Genomic DNA, 24,930 nt, shown 5'->3' with positions numbered 1-24,930 from the left:
AAGGCTCAGTAGAGAGCCATGCCGCCTGGTCCGGCCGTGAATCCGGCGGAGGCCAGGGCCATGCCCACCGGTTCACGCATGGTCAGGGGCCGGCCATTGGCATCACTAAAGAGGATGCGTCCCTGCCCGCCCCGCCTCAGCCATGAAGCCAGCTGGGCGAAGGCCACCTCCAGCAATCCACGCTCGGGCTTACCGAAGACCAGCAGATGATGCCCCTTGGGCGCCGCATAGACCAGGGCGCGGCCTCGATGCTGCACCAAGAGGTTCCCCATCCGCCGAATGGGCCGACCGCCGGCATCCCCTGATGTAGTCGGCCAAGCAAGAGCCGTGCCATAGAGGTTGGCAGGATCGGTTACATCCATGACCACGGGCTCGGGAAGTCGCTGCCCCGAGCCATCTTCACCATCGCTCCTGCGCTCATCCTCTTGGAAGTCCCTGAGCTGGTTGATCACCTCTCGGGGGGCGAACTGGGCACCGCCGAAGCCGTCGACGATGACCCCACGCGTCAGCTGACCGGCCTCCTCCATCCGTCTGCAGACCTGATAGAGGGCCGAGAATCCGCCGGGCAGGGACCGCGCCTCAGGCAGCACCGGAGCCAGGAGCCCATAGCGGTCCAGGATGGCCTGCTCCTCGTGGACCAGGCGAACGGTCCGCTGTCGATCATCGTCCTGGCTGCCTCTAGGTTCATCACGTGAACCGGCCATGCCAGTTCCCGTTGCACCTTCGGTTGCCCCGCGCTCATCCGCAACCAGGGTCCAGAACCCCTCCGCCGCTGCTGACAGCGCTGTTGAGCTGGCCGCCCGCATCATGGCTGCACGACCCCTGGGCCTGCCGTGTCCACGCAGGCCGTGAGGCAAGCGTCGGGTCCTCCCCGAGGACTGAGACCCTGATCCTCGGATCAGGCGCCGAACCGGAGCCAGGGAGGTGTTGGTGACCAGTCCACGCCTGACCAAATCCCAGAGCGACCGTGCCACGGCCTCCTGGTCGGGGGCTTCAAAACCAAGAGACTCAATGTCATTCCCGCCCCGGTCGGCGCAGGCGCGCAGAAGTCGATCGAAACGGTAGGCTCCCCCGTCGGCCAGAACATCCAGCATGGTCTCTTCCAGATCGCCCGCGTCGCCCGTATTGCTCGACTTGCCGGCTACATCCGTGACCGATGAAGAACCAACGGACTGTGCTGGAAGCTCATCATCCAGGTCCTCGGCCAGATAAAAGGTCATGGCGCCCAGCGGGCCCTCCCCCTGGTCGGACCCCACCCAGACCACCTGGCCCGAAGCCAGCAGATCGTCCATCAAGGCCGGTCCGTAATCACGCACCCTGGCCGGGAAGATGGCCGACTCCCAGAGTTCGGGCGGCAGAGCCAGCCCCTCCAGCTGCCCGACCACCTCCAGCAATCCTTCGGTGCCCATCAAGGGCTCCTGGCCGAGGGGTGCCAGACCCTGACGGTGAAGAAGAAAGTCGCTGTAGACATGGCCGGGGACGGGACTGGCGGCCTTGCTGGCCTTGGCCAGGGACCGCGAGCGCAGCCGACGGAAGACCTCGGGATCCAGCCACCCTCGGCGTGGTTCGCCTCCCTCAAATCCCGGCTCGTCATAGGCACTCAGGTCAGGCCTGGGAAAGACCCCGGTCATGAGCAGCTCGCGTGAGGCCAGGGAGCGCAGTCGGTCCTCCAAGAGAGCGCTGCCCAGACCCAAGTGACCGGCCAGGTCCTCGGTGGTGAATGGCCCGTGGACTTCGGCATATTGCCTGACCAGCTGGTCAAAGGCTTCACTGTCTGATTCCGATTCCTGTATTGACTGAGCGGATGGCTGGATGATGCCAGGGCCCAGAACCGCCGTCAGCCGCCCTGCCTGACCGGCCCATACCCAGCAGTCGCGTGTACCCAGTCTGACCTGGACCACCCTGTCCTGCGCATGCAGCTCCTCCAGCATGGCCCGGACCTGTGCCTCCGTAACCGGTTCGTCCTCCTGCCCGCGCATGCGCCGACGAATCCCAGCCGAATCCATGGGGCCCAGGGTGCGCAACAGGTCGGCCAGTCCTTCGGCTCCCCTGGCCCGGGTCCTGGGCGAGAGCCGTTGCAGATCAGCAGTCACCTGGTCGACGGTCTCCTGATCCAGAAGGTCAGCCATGTCCACCTGGCCGACCATCTGCTCCAGCAGGTCGGAGTCGATGGCCAGCATGGCGGCGTCGCGCTCGGCCTTGGGCATGTCGTACTGGTACATGAAGGTCCCTAGGTAGCCGAAGAGCAGCCCCGAGGCCATGGGCGAAGGGGCCTTGGTGGAAGCAGGGACCAGACGAACGCTCCCCTGCTCCAGGTCGGCCATGAGTTCGCGCAGGGCAGGCATATCGTAGACATCCTGCAGGCACTCACGCATGGTCTCCAGAACCAGGGGGAAATCATCCTCCTTCAGAGCCGCGTCCAGCAGCCGAGAGGCCCGCAGACGCTGCTGCCAGAGCGGAACCCTGCGACCGGGCTCCATCCTGGGCATGTAGAGCGAACGGGCTGCGCACTGGCGGAAGCGGGCCTGGAAGAGCGCGGAGCCCACCAGATGCCGTCGGACCTCGCGCTCCACCTGATCAGGGGTGAATCCGAATATTCGCTGATCTTCCAGGAAGGCGTCGGAGCCCGGAATCTGCACGACGATGCCGTCCTCCCCCGCCCAGACGGATCCGTCGTATCCGCGCTCACGGGAGAGTCGGGCGGCGATGGCCAGGGCCCAGGGCTCGTTGACCCTGCGACCGTATGGCGAATGGAGGATCAGCCTCAGGTCGCCCTCCTCGTTGGGGCAGCGCTCGACCACCAGGTGCCGGTCGTCTGGCACCCGGCCGGTGGAGGCCTGCTGCTCGGCCAGAAAGGCGGCCAGATTGTTGATAGCAGGACGGTCCAGGCCGTCCTTCAGCAGACGAGTGCTTACTGATTGAGTGAAACCCGGCCGGCCGGAGGCAGTCTGGACCGCCGGTATCAGGCCCTGGGACAGTTCCCTGGCGAGTCTGCCCAGGCGACGGCCAAAGGCAGGGTCGCGGCCGGTGCCCTCCCCGTGCCAGAAGGGTAGTCTGGCGGAGCGTCCCGGGGCTGGTACCACCACCACACGGTCGCGGGTGATCTGCTGGATCCTCCAGGAGGTGGTGCCCAGGGTGATCACGTCCCCCTTGCGGGACTCGTAGACCATCTCCTCGTCCAGCTCCCCCACTCGGCGAGGCTTGCCACCGGCGGCCTCGGAGGGCATGACCACACTGTAGGAGCCACGGTCGGGAATGGTGCCTCCGGAGGTCACCGCCAGTCGTTGCGCGCCGGGTCGGGCCGTCAGCATGCCGGTCTGGTGGTCCCAGACCAGGATGGGGCGGAAGGCGGTGAAATCCTGGGAGGTGTAGGCACCGCTGAGCATGCCCAGCACCGCCCGGTAGACCTGCTGGTCCAGGTGGGCGAAGGGCGCGGCCCGTCTGACCGTGGCCAGCCAGTCCTCCTCCTTGAGCGGGCCCATGGCGGCCGCGGCCACCGTCTGCTGGGCCAGAACATCCAAGGGACTGCTGGGCATGATGGTGGGTTCGATGTCACCCTGGACCATACTCTCCATGCTGGCCGTACACTCCAGGATCTGCTCGCGGGTCAGGGGGAAAAGCCTGGCCTGCGATACCCGTCCCACCTGATGGTCGGCCCGGCCCACCCGCTGCAGCCCCGAGGCGGTCGACAGCGGGGCATTGACCTGGATGACCAGATCGACCGAGCCCATATCGATGCCCAGCTCCAGGCTGGAGGTGGCGACCACGCACCGCAGTCTGCCGGCCTTGAGGTCGTCCTCCACCTGGCGGCGGCGTTCCTTGGATACCGAACCGTGGTGGGCCATGGCGATGGGCTGGTCGACGCTCTGGCCGGAGGTTCTCTCGGAGGTGGACCCGGTGGCCGAATCGTAGTGGGCCGGCTCCCTGGACTCAGCTGTTTCATCGGATAAACCTGGCCGGTCGTGGCCGGATGCCTGCATATCCGACTGGTGCAGGTCGTTCAGCCGGGCGGTCAGGCGTTCGGCAAGCCCTCGGGAGTTGACGAAGACCATGGTGGTGCGGTGGGACAGGACCTGATCCAGAATGGCCCGCTCGACGGCAGGCCAGATGGATCCGCTTCTTTGGTCCCCCTCCTGCCCTTCCTGGCTGGACTCGCCAGGCGGCGCTGCCATATCCCCCATGTCCTCCAGGGGCTCGATCAGGCGCAGGTCCATGGCTGTGGACGACCTGGGCTGGATCAGACTGACCGGACGGCTGCCGCCCAGAAAACGGGCCACCTGCTCGGGTGGACGGACCGTCGCCGACAGGCCGATCCGCTGCACAGGCCCTCCGACCAGGTCATCCAGGCGCTCCAGGCTCAGGGCCAGATGAGCCCCGCGCTTATTGCCCGCCAAAACGTGGATTTCGTCCACAATAACGGTCTGCACGTTCTTCAGCGTGCTGGCCGTCTTGGAGGTCAGCATCAGATAGAGGGATTCGGGAGTGGTGACCAGAATATCCGGAGGATGGGCGGCCAGGGCTCTGCGGCCGCGGGCGTCGGTGTCTCCGGTACGGATGCCCGTCCGGACCTTGGGCGCTTTGCGTCCCTGCTGTACAAAACGCTCGGCGATGCCCTCCAGCGGAGCCTGCAGGTTGCGGGCCACATCCGTCCCCAGGGCCTTCATGGGCGAGATGTAGAGCACGGCGACCCCAGGCTTCCGGGAGCGCCGGGGCATGGTCATAAGCTCGTCGATGGCCCAGAGAAAGGCGGCCAGGGTCTTGCCTGAGCCGGTGGGCGAAATGATCAGCGCATCGCCGCCTGAGCGAATGGCCGGCCAGGCCTGCACCTGAGTCGGCGTGGGACCCTCGGGGAAGGCCTGACGAAACCAGCCGGCCGTCTGCGGGGAGAAATTACCCAAGGGATCGCTGCTCATCTGCGTTACGCTCCTCTCCCCGCCCTTTTGGCCCTGCTGAAGACAGATCAGGTGTCGATCTTGCTCCGGTCGAAGTCGTCGGCATTGTCCACGATGAACTGCTTGCGGGGCGGCACGTCGTCCCCCATGAGCAGGGGGAAGATGCCGGCCGCCTGAGCGGCATCCTCCATGCGGATGCGGCGCAGCATGCGGGTCCTGGGATCCATGGTGGTGTCGGCCAGCTGGTCAGCATCCATCTCGCCCAGACCCTTGTCGCGCTGCACATCGGGATTGTAGTCGATGTGCTTGGCCTGCAGGTCGGCCAGCTTGCCCTCCAGTTCATCGTCCGAATAGGTGTAGATGAACTTCCCCTTGTTCTTGCCTGCCAGGGCGATTCGATGCAGGGGCGGCACGGCTGCGTAGACCCGCCCGTTCTCGATCAGGGGCCGCATGTAGCGGTAGAAGAGGGTCAGCAACAGGATGCGAATGTGGGCGCCGTCCACGTCGGCATCGGTCATCATGATGACCTTGTTGTAGCGGGCCTGGTCGATGTCGAAGCTGGCTCCCGAGCCGGCGCCGACCACCTGGATGATGGAGGCGCACTCCTTGTTGGTCAGCATCTGGGACAGGGAGGCCTTCTGCACGTTGAGGATCTTGCCACGGATGGGCAGCAGGGCCTGGAACATGGAGTTTCGGGCCGCCTTGGCCGTGCCCAGAGCGGAGTCGCCCTCGACGATGAACAGCTCGGCGATGTCGTCGTTGCCGGGCATGGAATCCGAGAGCTTGGAGGGCATGGAGGCCGACTCCAGGGCGTTCTTGCGCCTGGTGACCTCCTTGGTCTTGCGTGCCTGGACGCGGGCATGCATCTCGCCCACGATCTTCTCCAGCACCTGGCCGGACTGCTCCTTGAAGCCGCGCTTGGAACCGCTGATCATCTGGCCGAACTGGTCGTCGGTCATCCGGGTGACGATGGGTTTGACCTGGGCCGTACCCAGCACGTCCTTGGTCTGGCCCTGGAACTGCGGCTCGGCGATGCGCACGGTGACCACGGCCACCAGCCCGGCCAGGACGTCGTCGCGCTCCACCTTGGTGTGGGAGTCCTTGAGGTTGACCTTGAGGCGGCGGGCGTTGGCCTCCACGGCCTTACGCACCTGGCGGGTCATGGCGTTCATGAACCCGTCCACGTGCATCCCCCCGCCGGGCGTCTCCACCACATTGACAAAGCTACGGACGACTGAATCGTAGTCATTGACCCAGCGCAGGGCAATATCCACCCCGCAGACACGTTCCACCTGCTCGGCGTGCAGCTCGCCATCGGGACCGACCCGCTGGGTCTCCTCCTGGTAGGTATCCTGGCCGCTGATCCGCCAGATGTCGCTGACCGGCTCGCCCTTGGACAGGAAGTCCACGAAGTCCGTCACCCCGCCGGTGTGCAGGAACTCCTCCACCCGCTGATGGCCTGACTCGTCCTCCGGCTGCAGCATGGCTCGGTCGGCCCGCTCGGTGGCCGAAAGGCCGTCATCCTCGGCCTGCATGTCTTCGGCACGTTCGTCCCCGTCGTCTTCTTCAGAAAGATCGTCGCTGTCAGGCGATTCACGAAGGTTCTCCTGAGCGTCCTGATTGGCCGGCTCTGCAGCAGGTTCGCCGTCAACCTCCAGGCGCAGGTCCTGCTCGGCACTTCCTGTAGCGGGGATGCGGTCATCAATTACCGTGATCTTGAGACCGGGCACCAGGAAGCTGGTCTGACGTACCCGGTCGATCAGCTGGGCGTAGCTGAACCTGGCCGTGGGGTTGAAGATTTCTGGATCGGCCCAGTAGCGCACCCTGGTACCCGTCCGGGACTTGGGCACGCTGCCCACCACCTCCAGGGGCGTAGGCCGGTTCTTCCTGGTGCGTTTGAAGGGTGAGTCAGGCGAGGGGTGCTCCGGATCTGGGTCCTGGTAGGTACCGGGATGGCCCTGATGGAAGCGCATCCGGTGGGTCTTGCCGTCCCTGTCCACCTCCACGTCCAGTCGGGAGCTCAGGGCGTTGACCACCGAAGATCCCACGCCGTGCAGGCCGCCCACAGCGGTGTATGAAGAGTTGCCGAACTTGGCGCCCGCGTGAAGCTTGGTCAGGACCACCTCCACGCCGGTCAACCCGGTCCGAGGTTCTATATCGACGGGGATGCCTCGGCCGTTGTCGTCCACCTCAATGGAGCCGTCCCTGTGCAGGATGACCTTGATGTGGTCACACTGGCCGGCCAGGGCCTCGTCCACGGCGTTGTCGATGATCTCCCAAAGGCAGTGCATGAGCCCCTGGCTGTCCGTGGTCCCGATGTACATACCCGGACGCTTGCGCACTGCGTCCAAGCCATCAAGAACCGTCAGACTGCCGGCACCATAGGACTTTTCCTTATCAGGCTTTTTCGCCACCATTTACCTCGCCGTTCACCTCATGGCGCCCAGGAGGACAGGAGTCCCCACATGGGCGGTCGCTTACGCACCGATGACCATTTCTAGCAAGGAGGCCTCGACAGTGTCAGGGCCTCCCCGTCGGGCGCAGAGGTCACTGATCCAGGAAGTCACGCAGGGTCTGCGAGCGCGAGGGATGCCGCAGCTTGGACATGGTCTTGGACTCGATCTGGCGGATGCGTTCACGGGTGACCCCGTAGACTCGGCCGATGTCGTCCAGGGTCTTGGGCTGCCCATCCTCCAGGCCATAGCGCATCTTGATGACGCCGGCCTCACGGGGGCTCAGGGTCTCAAGAACCTGCTGGAACTGTTCCTGCAGCAGGGAGAAGGCCACAGCATCCGAGGGGGCGATGGCGTCGGTGTCCTCGATCAGGTCGCCGAACTCCGAGTCGCCATCCTCACCCAGAGGAGTATGCAGGGAGATGGGCTCACGTCCGTACTTCTGGACCTCCTGGACCTTCTCGACGGGCATGTCCAGCTCCCTGGCCAGCTCGTCGGGGGTGGGCTCGCGGCCCAGATCCTGCAGCATCTGACGCTGGACGCGGGAAAGCTTGTTGATGACCTCGACCATGTGGACGGGCACGCGGATGGTGCGGGCCTGGTCGGCCATTGCGCGGGTGATGGCCTGACGAATCCACCAGGTGGCATAGGTGGAGAACTTGTAGCCCTTGGTGTAGTCGAACTTCTCCACGGCACGGATCAGACCCAGATTGCCTTCCTGGATCAGGTCCAGGAAGAGCATGCCCCTGCCCGTGTAGCGCTTGGCCAGGGAGACCACCAGTCGCAGGTTGGCCTCCAGCAGATGGTCCTTGGCCTTCTTCCCGTCGTTGGCGGCCCACTTGAGCTCGCGGCGGCGCTTGAAGTCCATGCCCTCGCCCTCGGTATCCAGCAGATGCTGGGCATAGAGGCCGGCCTCGATACGCTCCGAAAGGTCCACCTCCTGCTCGGCGTTCAGCAGGCTGACGCGGCCGATCTGCTTGAGGTAGTCCTTGACAGGATCCGCAGTGGCGCCGGCGGTGACCACGCGACGCTTGGGATTGCCAGAGGGGGTGACATTCTCATCGTCATCGGAATCGTCGACGACGAAAGCGCCCTTGACCTTGGCGGCGAGGGCATGGGCGGCCTTGCGGTCCTCCTCGGCCTCATCATGGACCTGGGAGGCCTCATCCTCCTCCTGATCGTCCTCGTCGGGCTCGTCCTCCAGCTGGTCGTCCTCCTCCTGATCCTCGAGCAGATCCTCGTCGGGCTCCTGCTCCTCCTGCTGCAGGATGGGCTTCTCTTCGACCTTCTTGGTAGTCTTGGAGGCCGGGCGGCGGTTCCTCTTGGTCGCCGAGGTGCTAGTAGCGGCGCTCTTGCGGGACGTGGTCTTGCGGGACGCCTTGCTGCTGGTCTTGGACCTGGTGGTGGTCTTGGTCCTGCCGGCAGTTGAACTGCTCCGGCCCTTTGCGGTATCCACTGCGGCTGTCTTGGCTGACTTGGTGTCCTTCGTGGCCAAATTCTCCTCCTGGATCATCCCACCCGCCGACACTGCTTTTAGGGCACAGCTATGGCAAGGTCAAATCGTAGACTCATTACAGTGAACCACCCCAGGGGGACGATTATTCCCGATTCAGCTCAATTGCCTCCAAGCCGGATCGATGCCACGGCCTATCAAGGCCAGGACGATGGCGGCCAGGCTGCAGGAACGGTCGTCTGCCAGGGCTTTCTGCGCAAACCCCGACGCTCGGGATCCCCCACTCCACCAGTCGACATAGGCCGCGACCGCCAGTGGCTGGGACCGAAACCCCGGCGGAACCTGATCCGCCATGGCTTCAAGCATGGCAAGCCCGGCACGGCAGCGGGGCTGGTCCGGCCGTGTCGCAGTGTCCTTGAAGACCGCATCCAGGATGCTGCAGAGAGCCGTCACATTCGACGGATCGTTGGGACGAACACACAGGTCCATCAACCGATCGCTGTCCAGACCAGGCTCAGGCGCCAGCATTGACAAAATAAGCCCGTCGCGTATGGCCAGAGTCTCCTTAATGGCCACGGCCAGGCAGTCGGCCGAGTCGGAGTCCAACTGCTGGCGCGCCTGCAGCCCTTTCAAACCAGCGATCCAGTCTGTCAGCGGTTGCTGGAGCCATCGTCTGTCGGCCTCTTCCACACCCCATCGTCGTCGGCCCTCTCGGTAGTCCTCCACCAGTTCCTTCATACCTTTTTCATGTGCATCGTCCATGCCTTCAGCGCCTCCCATCCGCTCCCGGTATGGGAACCGGGAGCCTTGGCACCATCCTGATCCGGTTGGCACCGTGAGGAAGGCCGCAACCGATCATGTGGTCAAGTGATGTCATCCATCCACCACGGTCCCGGCAGCCGGCCGCTGGGCAGATATGCGGATAGGCTCTAAGGCATGAAAAGCGTGACTGCAGCACGGGTCGAACAGCGCATGGAGGAACTGCTCCAGCGCCGTTGCGACCACCTGATTGCTCCAGAACCCGGACCGGACCACCCCCGGGACCAGGACCCCTCCCAGGAGGCTTTGCATGAGGTCATCCTCCAGGCAATCGAGGCCGGCCGCGGCGGCAAACGCCTGCGCGCCCTGCTGCTCTGCGACATCTGGCGAGCTTTGGATTCCGAGCAGAATCCCGACCGTGAACAGGCGGTGGTGGACCTTGCCTGCGCCCTGGAGGTCTATCAGACCAGCGCGCTGGCCCATGACGACATCATCGACGGCTCCCCCCGTCGTCGGGGCCGCCCTGCCGCCCACCTGGCCCTGAGCCGGTCTGTTGCCGGAAACGATTCGAGCGGCCGGACACCCGCAAGACCTGATGCCCGCGGCACCGGCCTGGGCATCCTGCTTGGCGACCTGCTGGCATCGCTGAGCACGGACATGGCCCTCCAGGCGGCTGCCGACCTGCCTCAGGGACCGGCCATCGGAAGAACCTTCCAAGCCATGCAGACGGCTGTGGTCACCGGCCAGGTCCTGGACATGGGCATGGAGGAGGCCTGTCTGGACGATCCGGAACGCCTGCGCCGCCAGGCCCTGCACACCATGGCCTGGAAGACCGCCTCCTACACCACCCTGACCCCGCTGGCTCTGGGCCTGCTGGCCGCCGGAGCAGACATGGAGGAGCACAAAGAGTCGGTGTGCGCCCTGGGGCTGGACCTGGGGCTGGCCTACCAGCTGGCGGACGATCTGTTGGACGTCACAGGCGACGACCGACGCACCGGCAAACCTGTGGGTGGCGATATCCGCGAAGGCAAGCGGACCGTCCTCCTGGCCGACACCCTGGCCATGGCCGATCCTGATCAGGCCAAAGAGGTTCGTCGAATCTACGATTCCCCGGCCGAACGCCGCAAGGATAGCCAGGTGAATATGGTCCGTGATCTGATGCAGTCCTGTGGGGCCGTAGAGGCCAGCCGTCAACGCATGGCCGACCTGTCCGTCCGAGCCCAGGCCCGCGCCCAGGCCCTGGCCGACGATCTGCATCTGCCGGCAAGTGGCCGAACCATATTCCTCGAGGCCTGCCGACGCTTCCTGCCGCTTGCCACCACCGCCGGGTATCATGAACGTGTATCTTCCATTGATGCCGAGGCCGGTCAGGCCTCCGAGGTGTAGAGGGCCGGACAAGACGAGCATGAGTGAAGCGGACGAGAGGACCAGCGACCGGATCATCGACGGGCGCTACCGCATTCTGCGTGAGATCGCACAGGGTGGCATGGCCACGGTCTATGAGGCCCTGGACCAACGGCTGTCCAGGCATGTGGCGGTCAAGATCATGCACACCATGCTGGCCCAGGGACCGCACAGGGCCCAGTTCGAGGAGCGTTTCCGCCGGGAGGCCAGGTCCGCGGCCGCCATCGCCAACCCCCACATCGTCCAGGTCTACGACACGGGTGTCGATCAGGGGCTGGATTACCTGGTCATGGAGTATGTCCATGGCATCAGTCTGCGGCGGGACATGGCCCGGCAGGGCGTCTACCCCCTGAAGGAGACCCTGCGCATCTTGGGCGAGATCCTGGACGGCCTGGCCTCCGCCCACCGAGCCGGCGTCATCCACCGCGACATCAAGCCGGAAAACATCCTTATCAACGACCGCGGCCACGTGGAGATCACCGACTTCGGTCTGGCCCGCGCCGCAGCCCAGGCCACCCTGTCCTCGACGGGCATGCTCATGGGCACGGCCGCCTACCTGGCCCCCGAGACCATCGAAAACAATGAGGCCTCACCCCAGAGCGACCTCTACGCCGTGGGCATCATCGCCTACGAGATGCTGACCGGCACGGTTCCCTTCGCCAGTGACAATCCGGTGACCATCGTCTTCAAGCACGTCCACGAGGATGTCCCCTCCCTGGCCAGGGTCTGCCCCGGCATCGACCCATCCGTGGCCGCCCTGGTCTCCGCGATGACCGACCGCTCCCCCGAAAATCGCCCGGATGACGCCGGCAAGGCCCTGGAAAGCCTGAGGAAGGTGGTCAAGGGACTGGACCGGCAAGCCTTGGACTACGTGCTGCCTGCAGCAAGCGGACAGCCCGCGTCCGCCATCGCCGGAACCTCTGAGCAGGAGACTACGGCACCCAGCGACGACGAAGCTGCAGCAACAGACCCGGAGAATTCGGACACGGTTCCGTCTGTGCCCGCCCCGCCCGAAACCGATGCGGACGCAGCGACCAGACGCTACCGGCTCAACGACGTGGACACCCCCTCCCGAGCCGAGACCACGACCGTTCTGCAGCCTCAGAATCCGACAGCACCTTCAGCAGATGCAAAGACCCTACAGCAAGGCGCTGAAGCGGCTCAACCCCAGCACAAGCACAGGCATCGGGGCTTGATCATCACGCTTGTGGTCCTGCTGGTGCTGGCCCTGGCCGGAGGCGGCGGTGGCGCCTGGTGGTACTTCCTGGGTCCGGGCAGTTATGTCGCCCTGCCCAAGCCGGATGACGTCTCCTGCTCCGCGAACCAGGAGTGCAAGGTCGTCGGCGCTGACTTCGCCAAGTACGCCCGCACACTCAAGGTCGCCGGCATCGCGGTCGATACCGCCTACGACTTCAGCGACCAGGTGACCAAGGGAGCCGTCATGGCAGCGGATCCCGATACTGTCGGAGCCCATATCAGCAAGAGGGGCGGCAGGCTCAAATTGACCGTCTCCAAGGGAGTGCGCCAGGCCACGGTGCCCAAGGACATCCTCATGCCGGAAACATCCAACGGCAAGGATCCGGTGCAGGCCCTGAAGGCAGCCGGGTTCGACAGGATCGACCACGACACGTCCAAGGACCAATACTCCATGGATATCCCCGAAGGAGCGGCCATTTCAGTGGACCCGGCCCCAGGGACCAAGACCCGTCACGATGCCAAGGTCAGCCTGGTCCTGTCCAAGGGTAGGATGCCTGTGGCCATGCCCGATATCGTCGGCAAGGCCAGGGATGAGGCCAAGGCGGCCCTGGAAGCCCTTCGGCTCAAGGTCAGCTACAGTGAGGACTGGTCCGACAAGGTGCCACGCAACCAGGTGATCTCCGCCTCCCACCAGGCCCAGGAACAGCTGCATTGGGGCGATACGGTCAACGTGGTGATCTCCAAGGGCCCGCAGTCCATCACCATGCCCGACGTAAAAGGCAAGAGCCAAGATGAGGCCACCCGGATTCTGGAGGGATACGGGCTCAAGGTCAACATTTCCGCTCCGCTGGGCAACCTGACCCATACGGTGCGCATCCAGGACCCCAATCCCGGCAGTCAGGTCAAGGTGCTCAACGATGACGGCTCGCCGGCCGTCGTGACCTTGACCGTAGTCTGAACCCTTGGGAAGTCAGTCCAGCTCCTGACTGTTCTCATGGTTTTCATGCGCCTTGATGACCTGGGCATACACGTCCACATAGCGTTGCCCGCTCATCTCCTGGATCTCCTGCATGATCCGGTCGGTCAGGTTGCGGATCTCCTCATGGGTGAGGCTGTTGACCGGAACATAGGGCACCGTGATGGGCTTGCCGTAGATGACCTTGGTTCTGCCCTTATGCGGAAGCACATGGCCGGGCTCCTGAAGCTGTCTGGTGCCAATGATGGCTGCTGGCACCACCGTCGTCCCGGTCTCAAAGGCCAGCCGCGCCGCCCCGGTATGCCCCCTATAGAGTCTGCCGTCCGGGCTGCGCGTCCCCTCCGGATGGATGCCGAAGATGTGCCCGTGCTCAAGGATGGAACGCGCCGTTTCCATGGCTCCCAGCGACTTGGAGCCGCCTGATCTGTCCACGGGGAAGACACCGACCGAGCTGAACCACCACTTCTTGAACTTGCCCTTGATCCCCTTGCCGTTGAAATACTCGGCCTTGCCCATGAAGTGGATCATCCGAGGGCAGGTGATGGGCAGGAGGGCGTCGTCGATGACGGCCAGATGGTTGGAGGCGATGATGGCAGCCCCCTGCTTGGGAATGTTCTCCGTGCCCTCAACGGTCGGTTTGAACCAGGTACGCGCCAACGGACCGAGCAGTTTGACGAAGAACCAGTACAGCACAGAGACTCCTTGGTAGCGAATGCGTGCGGCCGAGGTTACGATGGTTCTATGACCGAGCACAAGCATAACGACGCCGGGAAACAGTATAACAGCGAGGCGGGAACCGGCTCCCCACAGGGGGACGAAGAGTGGGCGGACTTCCTGAACTCGCACGCTGACGAGCTGGGTTCCCTGGAGTCGTCCAAGACGGCCAAGGAATTTGAAAAGAAGGCTCGAAAGTCCGAGAAGAAGGCGGCGCTGAGGGCCGAGGACCTGAAGCGAGACTCCTTCGTCGGCGGCTCAGGACCGCGCGATTTCCAGGGCAGGAGCTGGCTGGACACCGACGAGGTCATGGATCAGTCGTCGAACTTTGTGCCGCCCAACCCCGACCTGAGCGATCTGGGCAGAAGGCGGGTGGCCTTCATGATCATGACGGCGCTGGGCCTGGTCTGCTTCTTCCTGACCATCTTCATTCCCCGCTGGTCCGGCTTGACCGGCCTGCTGGCGGGCCTGCTCCTGCTGATAGGCATCGCAGGACTGATCATCGACCGGAAGAATTTCCGCGATGATTCAAGCGGTCTCTTCGATGACGACGAACAACACTATCGGCGATAATGCCGTGTGCCCCCCATTGGTGAGCCGCCAAAATAATCGGGCCCCGCTGGCTGGAATATCAGCCGGCGGGGCCCAAACAGGTCTAGCAGCAACGAGCCTAGACCAAGACCGGACGGGATGCCCGATCCTCTTGCCGGTAATGGGACTGCGCCTCCTGGGCTCCGTGGATCCAGGCTGCCAGCAGGTCGGCGGCCCTACCCTGATCCACAACCTCGGTAGCCAGTTGATAGGCCTGGGCAAACCGGACGCTCAGATCAGCCTCGGAACCGGCGTCAATCTGCGTACCGTCAGCCACGATGGCCGAGGCAGCATTGAGCAGGGCCGTGGAACGGGAGGGAACCGACTTTCCAGCCAGGAAGTCCCTGACGACGCTGGCGTTGAAGGCGGGATCGCCGCCACGCAGGTCATCCAAATCCACCGGGTCGAGGCCCAGTTCACGAGTCGGGTCGAAGGAGCGCTCCTCCACCTTGCCCTGGTGGATTTCCCAGATGGAAACCGGCCCGGTCGGGGCCATCTCGTCAAGGCCTTCGACCGAGGTGTAGACCATGCCCTCCTGACCGCGTGAGGCATAGACCTGGGCCATCATGGGACTCAGCTGACGCTGGGCGCATCCAATGGCCACATAACGCGGGTTGACCGGGTTGGTCAGGGGTCCCAGCAGGTTGAAGACGGTCGGGATGCCCAGCGAGGAGCGAACAGGGCCGGCAAACCGCATGGCCGGGTGGAAGGTCTTGGCAAAGACGAAGGTGATGCCGTAGCGATCAGCCATGGCAGCCACCTCCTGCGGCGGCAGATCCAGGGGCAGGCCCAGCTGCTCCAGGCAGTCGGCGGTGCCGCTCTTGCTGGAGGCGGCCCGGTTGCCGTGCTTGACGATCCTGACCCCTGCTGCAGCAGCCACGATGGCGCCCATGGTCGACAGGTTGACGGTCGCTGCCCCATCGCCGCCGGTGCCGACGATGTCAGTCACATCACCGCTGACCTTCAGCGGCACCGCATGGCCCACCATGGCCTTGGCAGCCCCTTCGACCTCCGGGCTGGTCAATCCCAGGGTGGACTGCATGGACAGGGCGGCGCCCACCTGTACCGGGTCGGCATTCCCGTCCATCAGGTCGTTCATGCACCACTCGGCCTCATCCGCGCTCAGGTGTCGACCGGACACCAAGGAGTTCAGGACGGATTTCCAGCTAAGTGGCCGCATGATGACTCTTTTCCTTTGAAGAAGCGGGGCCGGATGCCCCGCTGTTTGCTCTAGGTTTACTGCCCTGCCCCTCCCCTACACAAGGCCATCCCATATTCTGGTCACTTAACTACCAATATATGAAAGCAGCCAATCCAATATATGGAAACGGCCACCGCCCTTGCGAGCGATGGCCGTCAATCAGATCGGCAACCCTAGATGCAGAAGCCGCTAATCTGTGCGCCTACCTGTCACTTCTTCTCGTTCTGACCGTGGCACATCTTGTACTTGCGTCCAGAGCCACAGGGGCAAGGGGCGTTACGGGGTGTGCCCGGGAAGGTGCGGCCATCGGACCAAGGCGAGTGATCCTCTACGGCCTTGGGCCGCTTATTGGCAGGAACCTTCCCTTCGGCATGGCTGATGGGAGCAGGCCCAACCGGGGCCGGGGACGAATCCTCGGGAACCTCCGAGTCCTCGGCGGACGTGCTCAGATCCGACTGCGCGTCAGCGGCATCCTCTGACGCATCCTCGTCGGAGTCCTCCTGGACGCTGCCCGCCGGGGCATCCTCATCGCGCTCCTCGGCCGTCTCGTCGATGTCGGTGGTCTCGTCTTCGACATCAGGCTCTTCAGGCGCCTGGTAGTTGACTTCCTCGGACCGGCTCCCCTCGTTTTCTTCACGCTCTTCGCGGGCCCGCCGCTCGTTCTCCTGGCTGGCCGCGATCTGCTTGAGGTCCACGTTGAAGAGCAGCTGCACGGTCTGCTCCTTGATGGCATCGATCATGGAGTTGTACATCTGGTAGCCCTCGCGCTGATACTCGACCAGGGGGTCGCGCTGACCCATGCCGCGCAGGCCGATGCCGTCCTTGAGGTAGTCCATCTCATAGAGGTGCTCACGCCACTTGCTGTCCAGGACGGAGAGGACCACTTGGCGCTCCAGCTGCCTGGAGCCCTTCTCGCCCAGTTCATCCTCGCGCTTCTGGTAGATGGACTCGGCATCCTCAACGATCTTGTCCGCCAGGGCCTTGACGGCCTTGTCACCCTTGAGACCTTCCAGGGAGTCCATGCTCTCATCCTGGTCGAGACTGATCGGATAGACGGAGGCCAGCGCCTTCCAGAGCCCGTCAGCATCCCAATCCTGAGGCTTGTCCGAGCCGTTCTGCGCCCCACGGATGTATGAAGTCACGGTCTCACGGATGAAGCGGAGGATGTCCTGGTGGATGTCCTCGCCCTTGAGCACGGCCTGACGCTCGCCGTAGATGACCTGACGCTGCTTGTTCATCACGTCGTCGTACTTGAGCACGTTCTTGCGGATCTCGTAGTTGCGGGACTCGACGGACTTCTGCGCATTGCGCACACCCTTGGAGACACTCTTGGTGCCGATAGGTTGACCTTCGGGCAGACTCTTGGAGGACATCATGCGAGCCACCAGCTGGGTGTTGAACAGGCGCATCAGGTCATCCTCCAGGCTCAGGTAGAACCTGGACTCACCGGGGTCGCCCTGACGACCGGAACGGCCGCGCAGCTGGTTATCGATGCGGCGGGACTCGTGCCGTTCGGTGCCCAGCACGTAGAGGCCGCCCAGCTTGACAACCTCCTCATGCTCGTCCTTGACCTGCTCCTTGACGGAATCCAGCATCTTGGGCCAGCGCTTCTCGTACTCCTCGGGGGTGTCGTCGGGCGAGTAGCCCTGCTCCTTGAGCTTCTGATCGGCAAGGAACTCCACGTTCCCGCCCAGCATGATGTCGGTGCCGCGCCCGGCCATGTTGGTGGCCACGGTCACGGCGCCCTTGCGCCCTGCCACGGCTACGACAGCGGCCTCACGCGCATGCTGCTTGGCGTTGAGCACCTGGTGGTCGATGCCGGCTACGTCCAGCAGGGAGGAGACCACCTCGGAGGACTCCACGGATGCGGTGCCCAACAGGATGGGCTGGCCCTTGGCATGCCGCTTGGCTACATCCCGGACGATGGCGGCCAGCTTCTCCTTCTTGGAGCGGTAGATCAGATCGTCCTGATCCTTGCGGATCATGGGCTTGTTGGTGGGGATGGGCAGTACGCCCAGCTTGTAGGTGTTCATGAACTCGGCGGCCTCGGTCTCGGCCGTTCCGGTCATGCCCGCCAGCTTGTCGTACATGCGGAAGTAGTTCTGCAGGGTGATGGTGGCGAAGGTCTGGTTCTCGGCCTTGACCTCCACGCCCTCCTTGGCCTCGATGGCCTGGTGGAGGCCCTCGTTGTAACGGCGGCCCTTGAGCAGACGGCCCGTGTGCTCGTCCACGATCAGGACCTCGCCGTTCTGGACCACGTAGTCGCGATCGCGCAGGAAGAGCTCCTTGGCCTTGATGGCGTTGTTCAGGTACCCGATCAGGGCGGTGTTGGCGGGCTCGTAGAGGTTGTCGATGCCCAGGTAGTCCTCCACCTTGGTGATGCCCGGATCCAGGATGCCGACGACCTTCTTCTTCTCGTCGACCTCGTAGTCCTCATCCCTGGTGAGCTTGGGAACCAGCTTGGCGAACTGCCGGTACCATCGGGTCACGTCGCCCTCGGCGGGTCCGGAGATGATCAGAGGAGTACGCGCCTCATCGATCAGGATGGAGTCGACCTCGTCCACGATGGCGAAGTGGTGGCCGCGCTGAACCAGCTCGTCCTTGTCCCAGGCCATGTTGTCGCGCAGGTAGTCGAAGCCGAATTCGTTGTTGGTGCCGTAGGTGATGTCCGCCTGGTACTGCTTGCGACGCTCGTTGGGGCGCTGGTCGGTGATGATGCACCCCACGCTCATACCCAGGAAGCGGAAGATGCGCCCCATGAGCTCGCTCTGGTAGGAGGCCAGGTAGTCGTTGACCGTGACCACGTGCACGCCCTTGCCCTCCAAGGCGTTCAGATAGCTGGGCAGGGTGGCCACCAGGGTCTTGCCCTCGCCGGTCTTCATCTCGGCGATGTTGCCCCAGTGCAGGGCCGCGCCGCCCATCAGCTGGACATCGAAGTGCCGCTGGCCCAGGGTGCGCTTGGAAACCTCGCGAACCGTGGCGAAGGCTTCGGGCATCAGGGAATCGAGGGATTCGCCGTTCTCCAGTCGCTGCTTGAACTTGGGCGTCTGCGCCTTGAGCTCTTCATCGGACATAGCCGAGATCTGATCCTCGAAGGCGTTGGTCGCCTTGGCCACCCCCTGAAGCTTGCGAATCTGACGACCCTCGCCCATACGGAGGACCTTGTCCAAGACTGCTACCACGTTGCGCTCCCTACCGTTCTTTTATGGCCTTCGCACGCCCTCAGCTGACGTAGGCCCAGACCTTGATTATCTTACGCGAATGCACCGATTTTCTCGAAACCGATGGTTCCGCAGACCGGCTGTGGCCCTGGCAGCCGGACCGGGCATTGAAGAAGGGCGATTCTCCGAGGTCAGGCCAATCTGCCGCCGGGGAATCGCCCCACAGTTCAATATCCGTTTTACCGTTACTTCTTCTGGCCTACATGCTCAGGCGTATCGATCTCGAAGACGCCATAGCTCCAACCATGCCGACGGTAGACCACCGACGGCCGCTGGGTCTCCTTGTTGACGAAGAGGAAGAAGTCATGGCCGATCAGCTCCATCTCGTAGAGGGCCTCATCGATGCTCATGGGCTCCGCGATGTGCAGCTTGCGGCGGATCACGATGGGGGTGTCTCCCACCTGCACCTCGACCGACTGACCCGGAGCCAGGTCCGAGGCCACGGCGCTCTGTGCGCTGTTGTCGGGATTGGACTCCTGGCCCTGATCCCCCTGGTCGCCTGCCTGGTCGTCCACGGGCAGTTCGACGGGCAGAGGCGGATGCTCCAGTCCGCGGCGGTGGTCCTTGCGGCGGTCGCGGACCCGGCGCAGACGCTGGGTCAGCTTGTCCAGGGCCATGTCCAGCGCGCTGAACTCGTCGGCGCTGGAAGCCTCGGCGCGAATCACGGTCTTGCCGGCCTGGACCGTGAGCTCCACCCTCTTGGCGCTGTCAGCCTGGCGGGGATTGCCTTCATGTGTCAGAACGACCTGGATGCGCTGTGCATCGGGGGCGATGGCCGTCACCCTGTTCATCTTGCTGTCCACAACATCGCGGAACCGCTGCTTGATTTGGGTATGTCGACCGGTAATGACGATCTCCATGGGAATCTCCTTGCACTTGTGAGCGGACGAACCGCTGGTGCGATGGCGGACTTGGTCACCATCGACTGTGCTTCCGATTGTATCCGAAGAGCAGGGCTGACTCACTGATTGAGCTTGAGGCCAGAGCGGGATCGTCACCATTGGTCCGGTCGTTCAGTTCCGCTATGCTGAATCCCCGAGACCTCTCGGATGGCCGCGGCCCCTCCTCCTGGGAAGGGCTGAGGAACTTCCGGGCTCCACAGAGCACGATGGCGGATAACGTCCGCCCAGGGCGACCTGAGAGATAGCGCAACAGAGAATAGACCGCTCGCCTGGTAAAGGCGGGTAAGGGTGAAACGGCGGTGTAAGAGACCACCGGGTCGACGGTAACGCCGACCGCATGGCAAGCCTCATCGGGAGCAAGGCCAAGCAGAAGGCATTCAGGGGCTGCTCGTCCCGCCTTCGGGTAGGCCGCTAGAGCCTGGCGGCAACGTCAGGTCGAGATGGATGGCCATCCGTCGTCCGGATTTTATCCGGTCGATGACAGAACCCGGGGTATATGAGAGGTCTCTTCTTCCCCTTTATCACGTGGTTCCTTGACAGCGATCGACTCAATCGAAAGGGTCGTCAGAGACGAAAAGGTCTGCTGCCACCTGGTTGAGGAGGCCGGGAGAGTGGCCCTTGCGGGATCCAGCACTCCAGAATCGCCGTTTGCGCACTTTAAGATCAAGCCCCGCTGTCTTCCGGGCCACCTTGCGACCGAGCTCGTAGGCGGAGTCGACGAAGAGTCCCTCACGAGAGGCCTGAGCGACTACCTGCGCAGCCAGCCCCCGATCCAAACCCTTGCGGGTCATCTCCGAGAGCACGCCGCACTCCCCCATGGTGCGATGCAGACAGGAACGCAGAAGATCCTGGGCATAGGCCTGGTCATCCACCAGACCCAACTTGGTCAGCCGGTCGATCACCTGATCGACCACGTTCGTATCAAACCCCTTGTCGACCAGACGGCGGGCCAGAGCCCCGCTTGAACGAGCCGCAGCATCCAGCAGGGTCAGAGCAGCCTCCCGGCAAGCATCCGCATCATCGGCATCTGCTCGCGGAGCTACAGGCGCGGAACCTCCACCAAAGCCGCCGGCACGTGGGCGACGGCCACGGCGGCGAGTTCTTCTATCGGAACCACGGGCAGGACGGCGACCACGAGAATGGTGACCTGCCAGGGATTCGTCACCCATATCAGCATTGGCAGAACTGTCTGCATCTTCCAGACTGCCTCCGAACCGGGCGCCATGCCCGAGACCCAGGACAGGAGACTGCACTGGGCGGCTGTCCTCCTTGAAGCTGTCATCCTTCTGCTCAAGGGCAGGATCAAGGACTGACACCGACTCTGCTGGAGCAGGCGCGCCCGCAGGGGCTGGCTGCAACTGGTCCGACCGAGAATCCCGCGACTCCGTGCTGGAGTCGGCAGGATCCCCGGTCTGTGCCAGTCGGACAGGATTTTCCTTGAGGAAGTCCTCGGCCGAGATCATCGGGTCATGCAGCCTGGGCCGTGGGCACAGTGGTGTTGACGTCGACAGGAGCAGAATCGTCTTCCTTGCTGCCTTGGTCAGCATCAGCCTGATCGGCCTTGTCGTCCTCGGAAGGAGCAGGGATAAGGCCGAAGGCAACCTTGACCTTATCTTCGATCTCTTTGGTCAGGCCGGGGTTGTCCTTGAGGAACTGACGGACGTTCTCCCTGCCTTGACCCAGCTGATCACCCTCGTAGGTGAACCAGGAGCCCGACTTCTTGACGATGTTGGTCTGCAGGGCCATGTCCAGAACCGAACCCTCCTTGGAGATGCCCTCTCCGTAGAGAATGTCGAATTCGGCCACCTTGAAGGGCGGGGCCATCTTGTTCTTGACCACCTTGACCTTGGTGCGGTTGCCTACCGCCTCGTCGCCGTTCTTCAGGGTCTGGATGCGGCGGATGTCCAGGCGGACCGAGGCATAGAACTTCAGGGCCTTGCCGCCGGTGGTGGTCTCCGGGCTGCCGAAGAAGACGCCGATCTTCTCCCTGAGCTGGTTGATGAAGATGGCTGTGGTGTTGGCCTGGGACAGGGCGCCGGTCATCTTGCGCAGGGCCTGGCTCATCAGACGGGCCTGCAGACCCACGTGGCTGTCACCCATGTCGCCCTCGATCTCGGCCTTGGGCACCAGGGCAGCCACCGAGTCGATGACGATGACATCCAAGGCACCCGACCGGATCAGCATGTCGGCGATCTCCAATGCTTGCTCGCCGTTGTCCGGCTGGGAGACGATCAGGGAGTCCGTGTCCACGCCCAGCTTCTTGGCGTACTCGGGATCCAGAGCGTGCTCGGCGTCGATGAAGGCGGCCACTCCACCGCCGGCCTGTGCATTGGCCACCGCATGCAGGGCCAGGGTGGTCTTGCCCGAGGATTCGGGACCGTAGATCTCGACGATGCGGCCACGGGGCAGTCCGCCAATGCCCAGGGCCATGTCCAAGGCCAGGGATCCGGTGGGAATGACCTCCACATCCTGGGCAGGCTTGTCACCCAGGCGCATGGCCGAACCCTTGCCGAAGCTCTTCTCCACCTGCGCGAGGGCCGTGTTCAAGGCTGCCTGGCGACGGGGGTCGATCCCGCCCTCCTCTTCTTTCTTCGCCTTGCCACTGTTGCTCTGACGTGCCATATGGCTCTCCTTTTTCATAACCGACCTCACGATGACGACATCCTGATTGACGACCTCACGATTGACAGCCTATCCGCCGTCGGAACCCGTATGCGGTCCCGGCGCCCGATGTGGTCGAACGTGCCGATAGTCACCGGACCATGGGTATCAGTATACCCGACTATGCGAACAAATGTTCGAAAATCGCCTGGTATGGAAAATACGTTCGCGGAGGATAAAACCCGCCGATCAGGCTGCCGGCATGGGCGGCGCATTGTGGTCCTTCCCCCAGCGCCGGGAGTCGGGAATCTCCATCTGATCGCAGAGCACATTCCAGACCACGCGCGGCTCCACGCCCGCATCCAGCGCCTCTATTACGGTCATGGCATCCAGGGCGGTCAGCCTTTGGTCACGGGCCAGACTGCGTCCGTAGACCCGGCCGAAGACCTCCTCCAGCAGCTGCCAGAATTCCCGTTCACGCACCCGACATCACCTTTCGTCCAAGACCCACCCTGTCACACCCCTTCTACGGTAGCAACCGACAGTCAGCAGAAGAGGGCGCCTGGTTCCTCAGAACCGGACGCCCTCAAGAACGGTCTGCCGAGTCAATCGGCAGGACCTAACATGCTTACTCCTGAGTGGACTCCAGGTAGTCCGCCACCATCCGCAGCGTCTGCGGCACACCCAGGCCCAGCGCGTCGGCGATGGAGCTCAGCAATTCGGAGCTGGCCTCCTTCTGGCCGCGCTCCACCTCGGACAAATAGCCCAGGGATACGCCGGCCTTCTCACTGACCTCACGCAGGGTCTTGTGATCGTTGGTCCTCAGCTCGCGCAGCACGTGGCCCAGGGCCTCGCGCAGGGAGACGGTATGGGTGACGGCCCGGCCGTCGTTGTTGGAGGCCGCCCGCTGACGGCTGGCTTCCATGCCGTCCTCCTCCATCCACATCTTGTTCAGGTTGGCCTGGCGCTCCTCCTTGGCCTTCTTGGCGGCCTTGGCACGGATCACCTGCTGCTGGGCGAAGACGACGGCACGACGCTGGGCGGGTGTCAGATCACGAACCCGCGCGTTGCGCTCCACTCCGGGTGCGGCCGGCTTGACATCATAGGTATCGTTGGTTCGAGTCATCACGGTCTCGGTGCTGGCCATAGCAGCCCCTTTCGCCATTATCGTGTTCAACTTCTTACACAGTGACCAACAGACCAGCCGCTGGATTATTCCAGGGGAGGAACCCGAAAGGCCCGCTTTGTGACCAAGGTCACGTATGCACAGGGTCCGGTATCGGTTAGGAGAAGCGACCTACCGCATCAGGCCGTCAGCTACGCGAGTGCAGGGCTCGATCCAGCTGGTCCAGAATCCGCATGACCGTCCCGCGGCGCACCTGTTCGCGGTCGCCATCCAGATGCAACTCGTAGGCATAGGTCCGGTAGGCGTGGGACTGCAGGCCGGTCTCGATACGCCGACCCATCACCCGGACGGGCAAGGCCAGACCGATATAGACCAGCCCGGCAGGATCATCCCCGTCAGGACCCGGGCCGGCCACACCTGTAGTGGCCATGCCGATGACCGTATCCTCATGACCCGGTCTGGTGTAGAGCCTGGCCGTACCCTCGGCCATCTCCTGGGCGACCCGTGGATGGACCGCACCCTGGGTGGCCAGCAGGTCCTGGTCCACCTTGAGAATGGCGGCCTTGGCAGCGATGTCGTAGGTGACGGCCGACCCAAGGAAGACGTCTGACGCCCCGGGGATCCTGACGAAGGCATCGGCCAGCAGTCCCCCGGTCAGCGATTCCGCTGCAGCCAGCAACAGGCCCGAATCACGGCAGGTGTCGATGATCCGTCCAGCCAGGTCGTCGCAACGGCCCTGCACGCTCTTGCCGATCATTGCCGCATCCCTATCACGTATTCCGCACCCGAGTAAAGGCAGAGGGCCAAGGCCACCAGGATGACCACGCGCGTGGTCACCAGGTACCAGGGCCAGACCGGTGACAGGGGCACCATGAGCATGCCCAGGCCGATGCATTCAAACAGGGTCTTGTACTTGCCGGCCCGGGAGGCGGCGATGACCCGGCCCTGCTTGTTGATGACCAGGACCCGCAGCAGGGTGATGCCCAGTTCCCGCACCAGGAAGAGCACGGTGACCCACCACCAGAGCTCGCCGAAGACGGAGGCCACGATCAGCGCCGAACAGATCAGCAGCTTGTCGGCGATGGGATCCATGAGCTTGCCCAGCTCGGTCACCTGGTTGTACCGGCGGGCCATCCACCCGTCCAGCTTATCGGTCGAGGCGGCGAGAACGAAGAGCACGGCGGCGGTCCACCGCATGCCAGGCCTGCGCTCGCCCCAGGGACCGGCCATCAGATCCAGGGCGATGAAGACTAGGACCAGGAGGATACGGGTGTAAGTGACCAGGTTTGGGGGTGAATTCCATCCTTCGAGAAGCCTGTGCCTCTCACGACCGGTCTCTGACTCGGCATGCTCCTGCATTGCCACTCCTTATACGCGATACTCGTGCGCTCGGGCCGTCCGACAAGAGATGCCGGGCGGCAGTTTCATCATAACGGTAGA

The 24,930-nt window shown here is 63.8% G+C and carries 17 protein-coding genes and 1 other RNA gene; 4 read left to right on the top strand and 14 right to left on the bottom strand.

The window, feature by feature from the left end; all coding sequences use genetic code 11:
* Nucleotides 1-5 precede the first annotated feature (5 nt).
* The 4 genes from CI601_RS05025 to CI601_RS05010 form a co-directional block, all read right to left on the bottom strand.
* On the bottom strand, nucleotides 6-4,913 hold the full coding sequence (locus tag CI601_RS05025; protein WP_121914556.1) for an ATP-dependent helicase: 4,908 nt from the start codon (nucleotides 4,911-4,913) through the stop codon (nucleotides 6-8).
* 47 nt (nucleotides 4,914-4,960) lie between these two features.
* Entirely contained in the window at nucleotides 4,961-7,309 is a 2,349-nt protein-coding gene (locus tag CI601_RS05020; RefSeq protein WP_121914555.1) for a type IIA DNA topoisomerase subunit B, read from the bottom strand.
* A gap of 130 nt (nucleotides 7,310-7,439) precedes the next feature.
* Nucleotides 7,440-8,840, bottom strand: coding sequence for an RNA polymerase sigma factor (locus CI601_RS05015; RefSeq protein WP_395948002.1), 1,401 nt, complete (start codon nucleotides 8,838-8,840; stop codon nucleotides 7,440-7,442).
* A gap of 114 nt (nucleotides 8,841-8,954) precedes the next feature.
* A complete protein-coding gene (locus tag CI601_RS05010; protein WP_183129769.1) occupies nucleotides 8,955-9,560 on the bottom strand; it encodes a DUF4192 family protein in 606 nt (201 codons plus the stop codon).
* A gap of 183 nt (nucleotides 9,561-9,743) precedes the next feature.
* Between CI601_RS05010 and CI601_RS05005 the strand changes: the two genes are divergently transcribed.
* Together CI601_RS05005 and CI601_RS05000 are read left to right on the top strand one after the other, a co-directional pair.
* Nucleotides 9,744-10,943 (top strand): polyprenyl synthetase family protein, encoded by a 1,200-nt coding sequence (locus tag CI601_RS05005; protein ID WP_183129768.1) that lies wholly within the window; start codon nucleotides 9,744-9,746, stop codon nucleotides 10,941-10,943.
* Between the two features lie 19 nt (nucleotides 10,944-10,962).
* Entirely contained in the window at nucleotides 10,963-13,116 is a 2,154-nt protein-coding gene (locus tag CI601_RS05000) for a Stk1 family PASTA domain-containing Ser/Thr kinase (protein ID WP_121914551.1), read from the top strand.
* A gap of 12 nt (nucleotides 13,117-13,128) precedes the next feature.
* Here the strand turns inward: CI601_RS05000 and CI601_RS04995 are convergent, their stop codons facing one another.
* A complete protein-coding gene (locus CI601_RS04995; protein ID WP_121914550.1) occupies nucleotides 13,129-13,827 on the bottom strand; it encodes a 1-acyl-sn-glycerol-3-phosphate acyltransferase in 699 nt (232 codons plus the stop codon).
* Nucleotides 13,828-13,875: 48 nt separating this feature from the next.
* On the opposite strand from CI601_RS04995, the gene CI601_RS04990 reads away from it, so the two are divergent.
* Nucleotides 13,876-14,421: a hypothetical protein gene (locus CI601_RS04990; protein WP_121914549.1), complete on the top strand. Its 546-nt coding sequence runs from the start codon at nucleotides 13,876-13,878 to the stop codon at nucleotides 14,419-14,421.
* Between the two features lie 97 nt (nucleotides 14,422-14,518).
* Here CI601_RS04990 and trpD read toward each other — a convergent pair whose 3' ends face one another.
* From trpD to hpf, 3 genes are all read right to left on the bottom strand, one after another.
* Complete coding sequence (trpD, locus tag CI601_RS04985; protein ID WP_121914548.1) at nucleotides 14,519-15,619, bottom strand: anthranilate phosphoribosyltransferase; 1,101 nt, start codon at nucleotides 15,617-15,619, stop codon at nucleotides 14,519-14,521.
* Nucleotides 15,620-15,849: 230 nt separating this feature from the next.
* Nucleotides 15,850-18,822, bottom strand: a complete 2,973-nt coding sequence (gene secA, locus CI601_RS04980; protein WP_121914547.1) for a preprotein translocase subunit SecA — start codon at nucleotides 18,820-18,822, stop codon at nucleotides 15,850-15,852.
* 224 nt (nucleotides 18,823-19,046) lie between these two features.
* On the bottom strand, nucleotides 19,047-19,721 hold the full coding sequence (gene hpf, locus CI601_RS04975; RefSeq protein ID WP_121914546.1) for a ribosome hibernation-promoting factor, HPF/YfiA family: 675 nt from the start codon (nucleotides 19,719-19,721) through the stop codon (nucleotides 19,047-19,049).
* 177 nt (nucleotides 19,722-19,898) lie between these two features.
* Here hpf and rnpB point away from each other — a divergent pair.
* Nucleotides 19,899-20,275, top strand: an RNA gene (rnpB, locus tag CI601_RS04970) — RNase P RNA component class A.
* Between the two features lie 36 nt (nucleotides 20,276-20,311).
* On the opposite strand, the gene CI601_RS04965 is transcribed toward rnpB, so the two are convergent.
* The 6 genes from CI601_RS04965 to pgsA all read right to left on the bottom strand — a co-directional run bounded on the left by CI601_RS04965 (nucleotide 20,312) and on the right by pgsA (nucleotide 24,849).
* Nucleotides 20,312-21,226: a regulatory protein RecX gene (locus CI601_RS04965; protein WP_183129767.1), complete on the bottom strand. Its 915-nt coding sequence runs from the start codon at nucleotides 21,224-21,226 to the stop codon at nucleotides 20,312-20,314.
* A 4-nt stretch (nucleotides 21,227-21,230) separates the two neighbouring features.
* Entirely contained in the window at nucleotides 21,231-22,385 is a 1,155-nt protein-coding gene (recA, locus tag CI601_RS04960; RefSeq protein WP_024627844.1) for a recombinase RecA, read from the bottom strand.
* A 228-nt stretch (nucleotides 22,386-22,613) separates the two neighbouring features.
* Nucleotides 22,614-22,847, bottom strand: coding sequence for a DUF3046 domain-containing protein (locus CI601_RS04955; protein WP_015021655.1), 234 nt, complete (start codon nucleotides 22,845-22,847; stop codon nucleotides 22,614-22,616).
* A gap of 145 nt (nucleotides 22,848-22,992) precedes the next feature.
* A complete protein-coding gene (locus tag CI601_RS04950) occupies nucleotides 22,993-23,511 on the bottom strand; it encodes a helix-turn-helix domain-containing protein (RefSeq protein WP_372338668.1) in 519 nt (172 codons plus the stop codon).
* 166 nt (nucleotides 23,512-23,677) lie between these two features.
* Nucleotides 23,678-24,247 carry a CinA family protein gene (locus tag CI601_RS04945; protein ID WP_121914544.1) on the bottom strand — a complete coding sequence of 190 codons (570 nt, stop codon included), beginning with the start codon at nucleotides 24,245-24,247 and terminating at the stop codon, nucleotides 23,678-23,680.
* A complete protein-coding gene (gene pgsA / locus CI601_RS04940; RefSeq protein WP_121914543.1) occupies nucleotides 24,244-24,849 on the bottom strand; it encodes a CDP-diacylglycerol--glycerol-3-phosphate 3-phosphatidyltransferase in 606 nt (201 codons plus the stop codon). Before pgsA ends, CI601_RS04945 begins: the two co-directional genes overlap by 4 nt.
* Nucleotides 24,850-24,930 lie beyond the last annotated feature (81 nt).

It is taken from the genome of Bifidobacterium sp. wkB344 (assembly GCF_003688305.1).
In the GTDB taxonomy this organism is placed as follows: Bacteria; Actinomycetota; Actinomycetes; order Actinomycetales; family Bifidobacteriaceae; genus Bombiscardovia; species Bombiscardovia mizhiensis.
This window is presented reverse-complemented; position numbering and strand designations above follow the sequence as displayed.

Coding starts and splice junctions, on each gene's coding strand:
- trpD (WP_121914548.1), bottom strand. CDS start 15,619: ATGCGGCCACTTAGCTGGAAATCCGTCCTGAACTCCTTGGTGTCCGGT.
- CI601_RS04990 (WP_121914549.1), top strand. CDS start 13,876: ATGACCGAGCACAAGCATAACGACGCCGGGAAACAGTATAACAGCGAG.
- CI601_RS05000 (WP_121914551.1), top strand. CDS start 10,963: ATGAGTGAAGCGGACGAGAGGACCAGCGACCGGATCATCGACGGGCGC.
- recA (WP_024627844.1), bottom strand. CDS start 22,385: ATGGCACGTCAGAGCAACAGTGGCAAGGCGAAGAAAGAAGAGGAGGGC.
- CI601_RS05020 (WP_121914555.1), bottom strand. CDS start 7,309: ATGGTGGCGAAAAAGCCTGATAAGGAAAAGTCCTATGGTGCCGGCAGT.
- CI601_RS04965 (WP_183129767.1), bottom strand. CDS start 21,226: ATGATCTCGGCCGAGGACTTCCTCAAGGAAAATCCTGTCCGACTGGCA.
- CI601_RS05010 (WP_183129769.1), bottom strand. CDS start 9,560: ATGGACGATGCACATGAAAAAGGTATGAAGGAACTGGTGGAGGACTAC.
- pgsA (WP_121914543.1), bottom strand. CDS start 24,849: ATGCAGGAGCATGCCGAGTCAGAGACCGGTCGTGAGAGGCACAGGCTT.
- CI601_RS04945 (WP_121914544.1), bottom strand. CDS start 24,247: ATGATCGGCAAGAGCGTGCAGGGCCGTTGCGACGACCTGGCTGGACGG.
- CI601_RS04950 (WP_372338668.1), bottom strand. CDS start 23,511: ATGGCCAGCACCGAGACCGTGATGACTCGAACCAACGATACCTATGAT.
- CI601_RS05025 (WP_121914556.1), bottom strand. CDS start 4,913: ATGAGCAGCGATCCCTTGGGTAATTTCTCCCCGCAGACGGCCGGCTGG.
- hpf (WP_121914546.1), bottom strand. CDS start 19,721: ATGGAGATCGTCATTACCGGTCGACATACCCAAATCAAGCAGCGGTTC.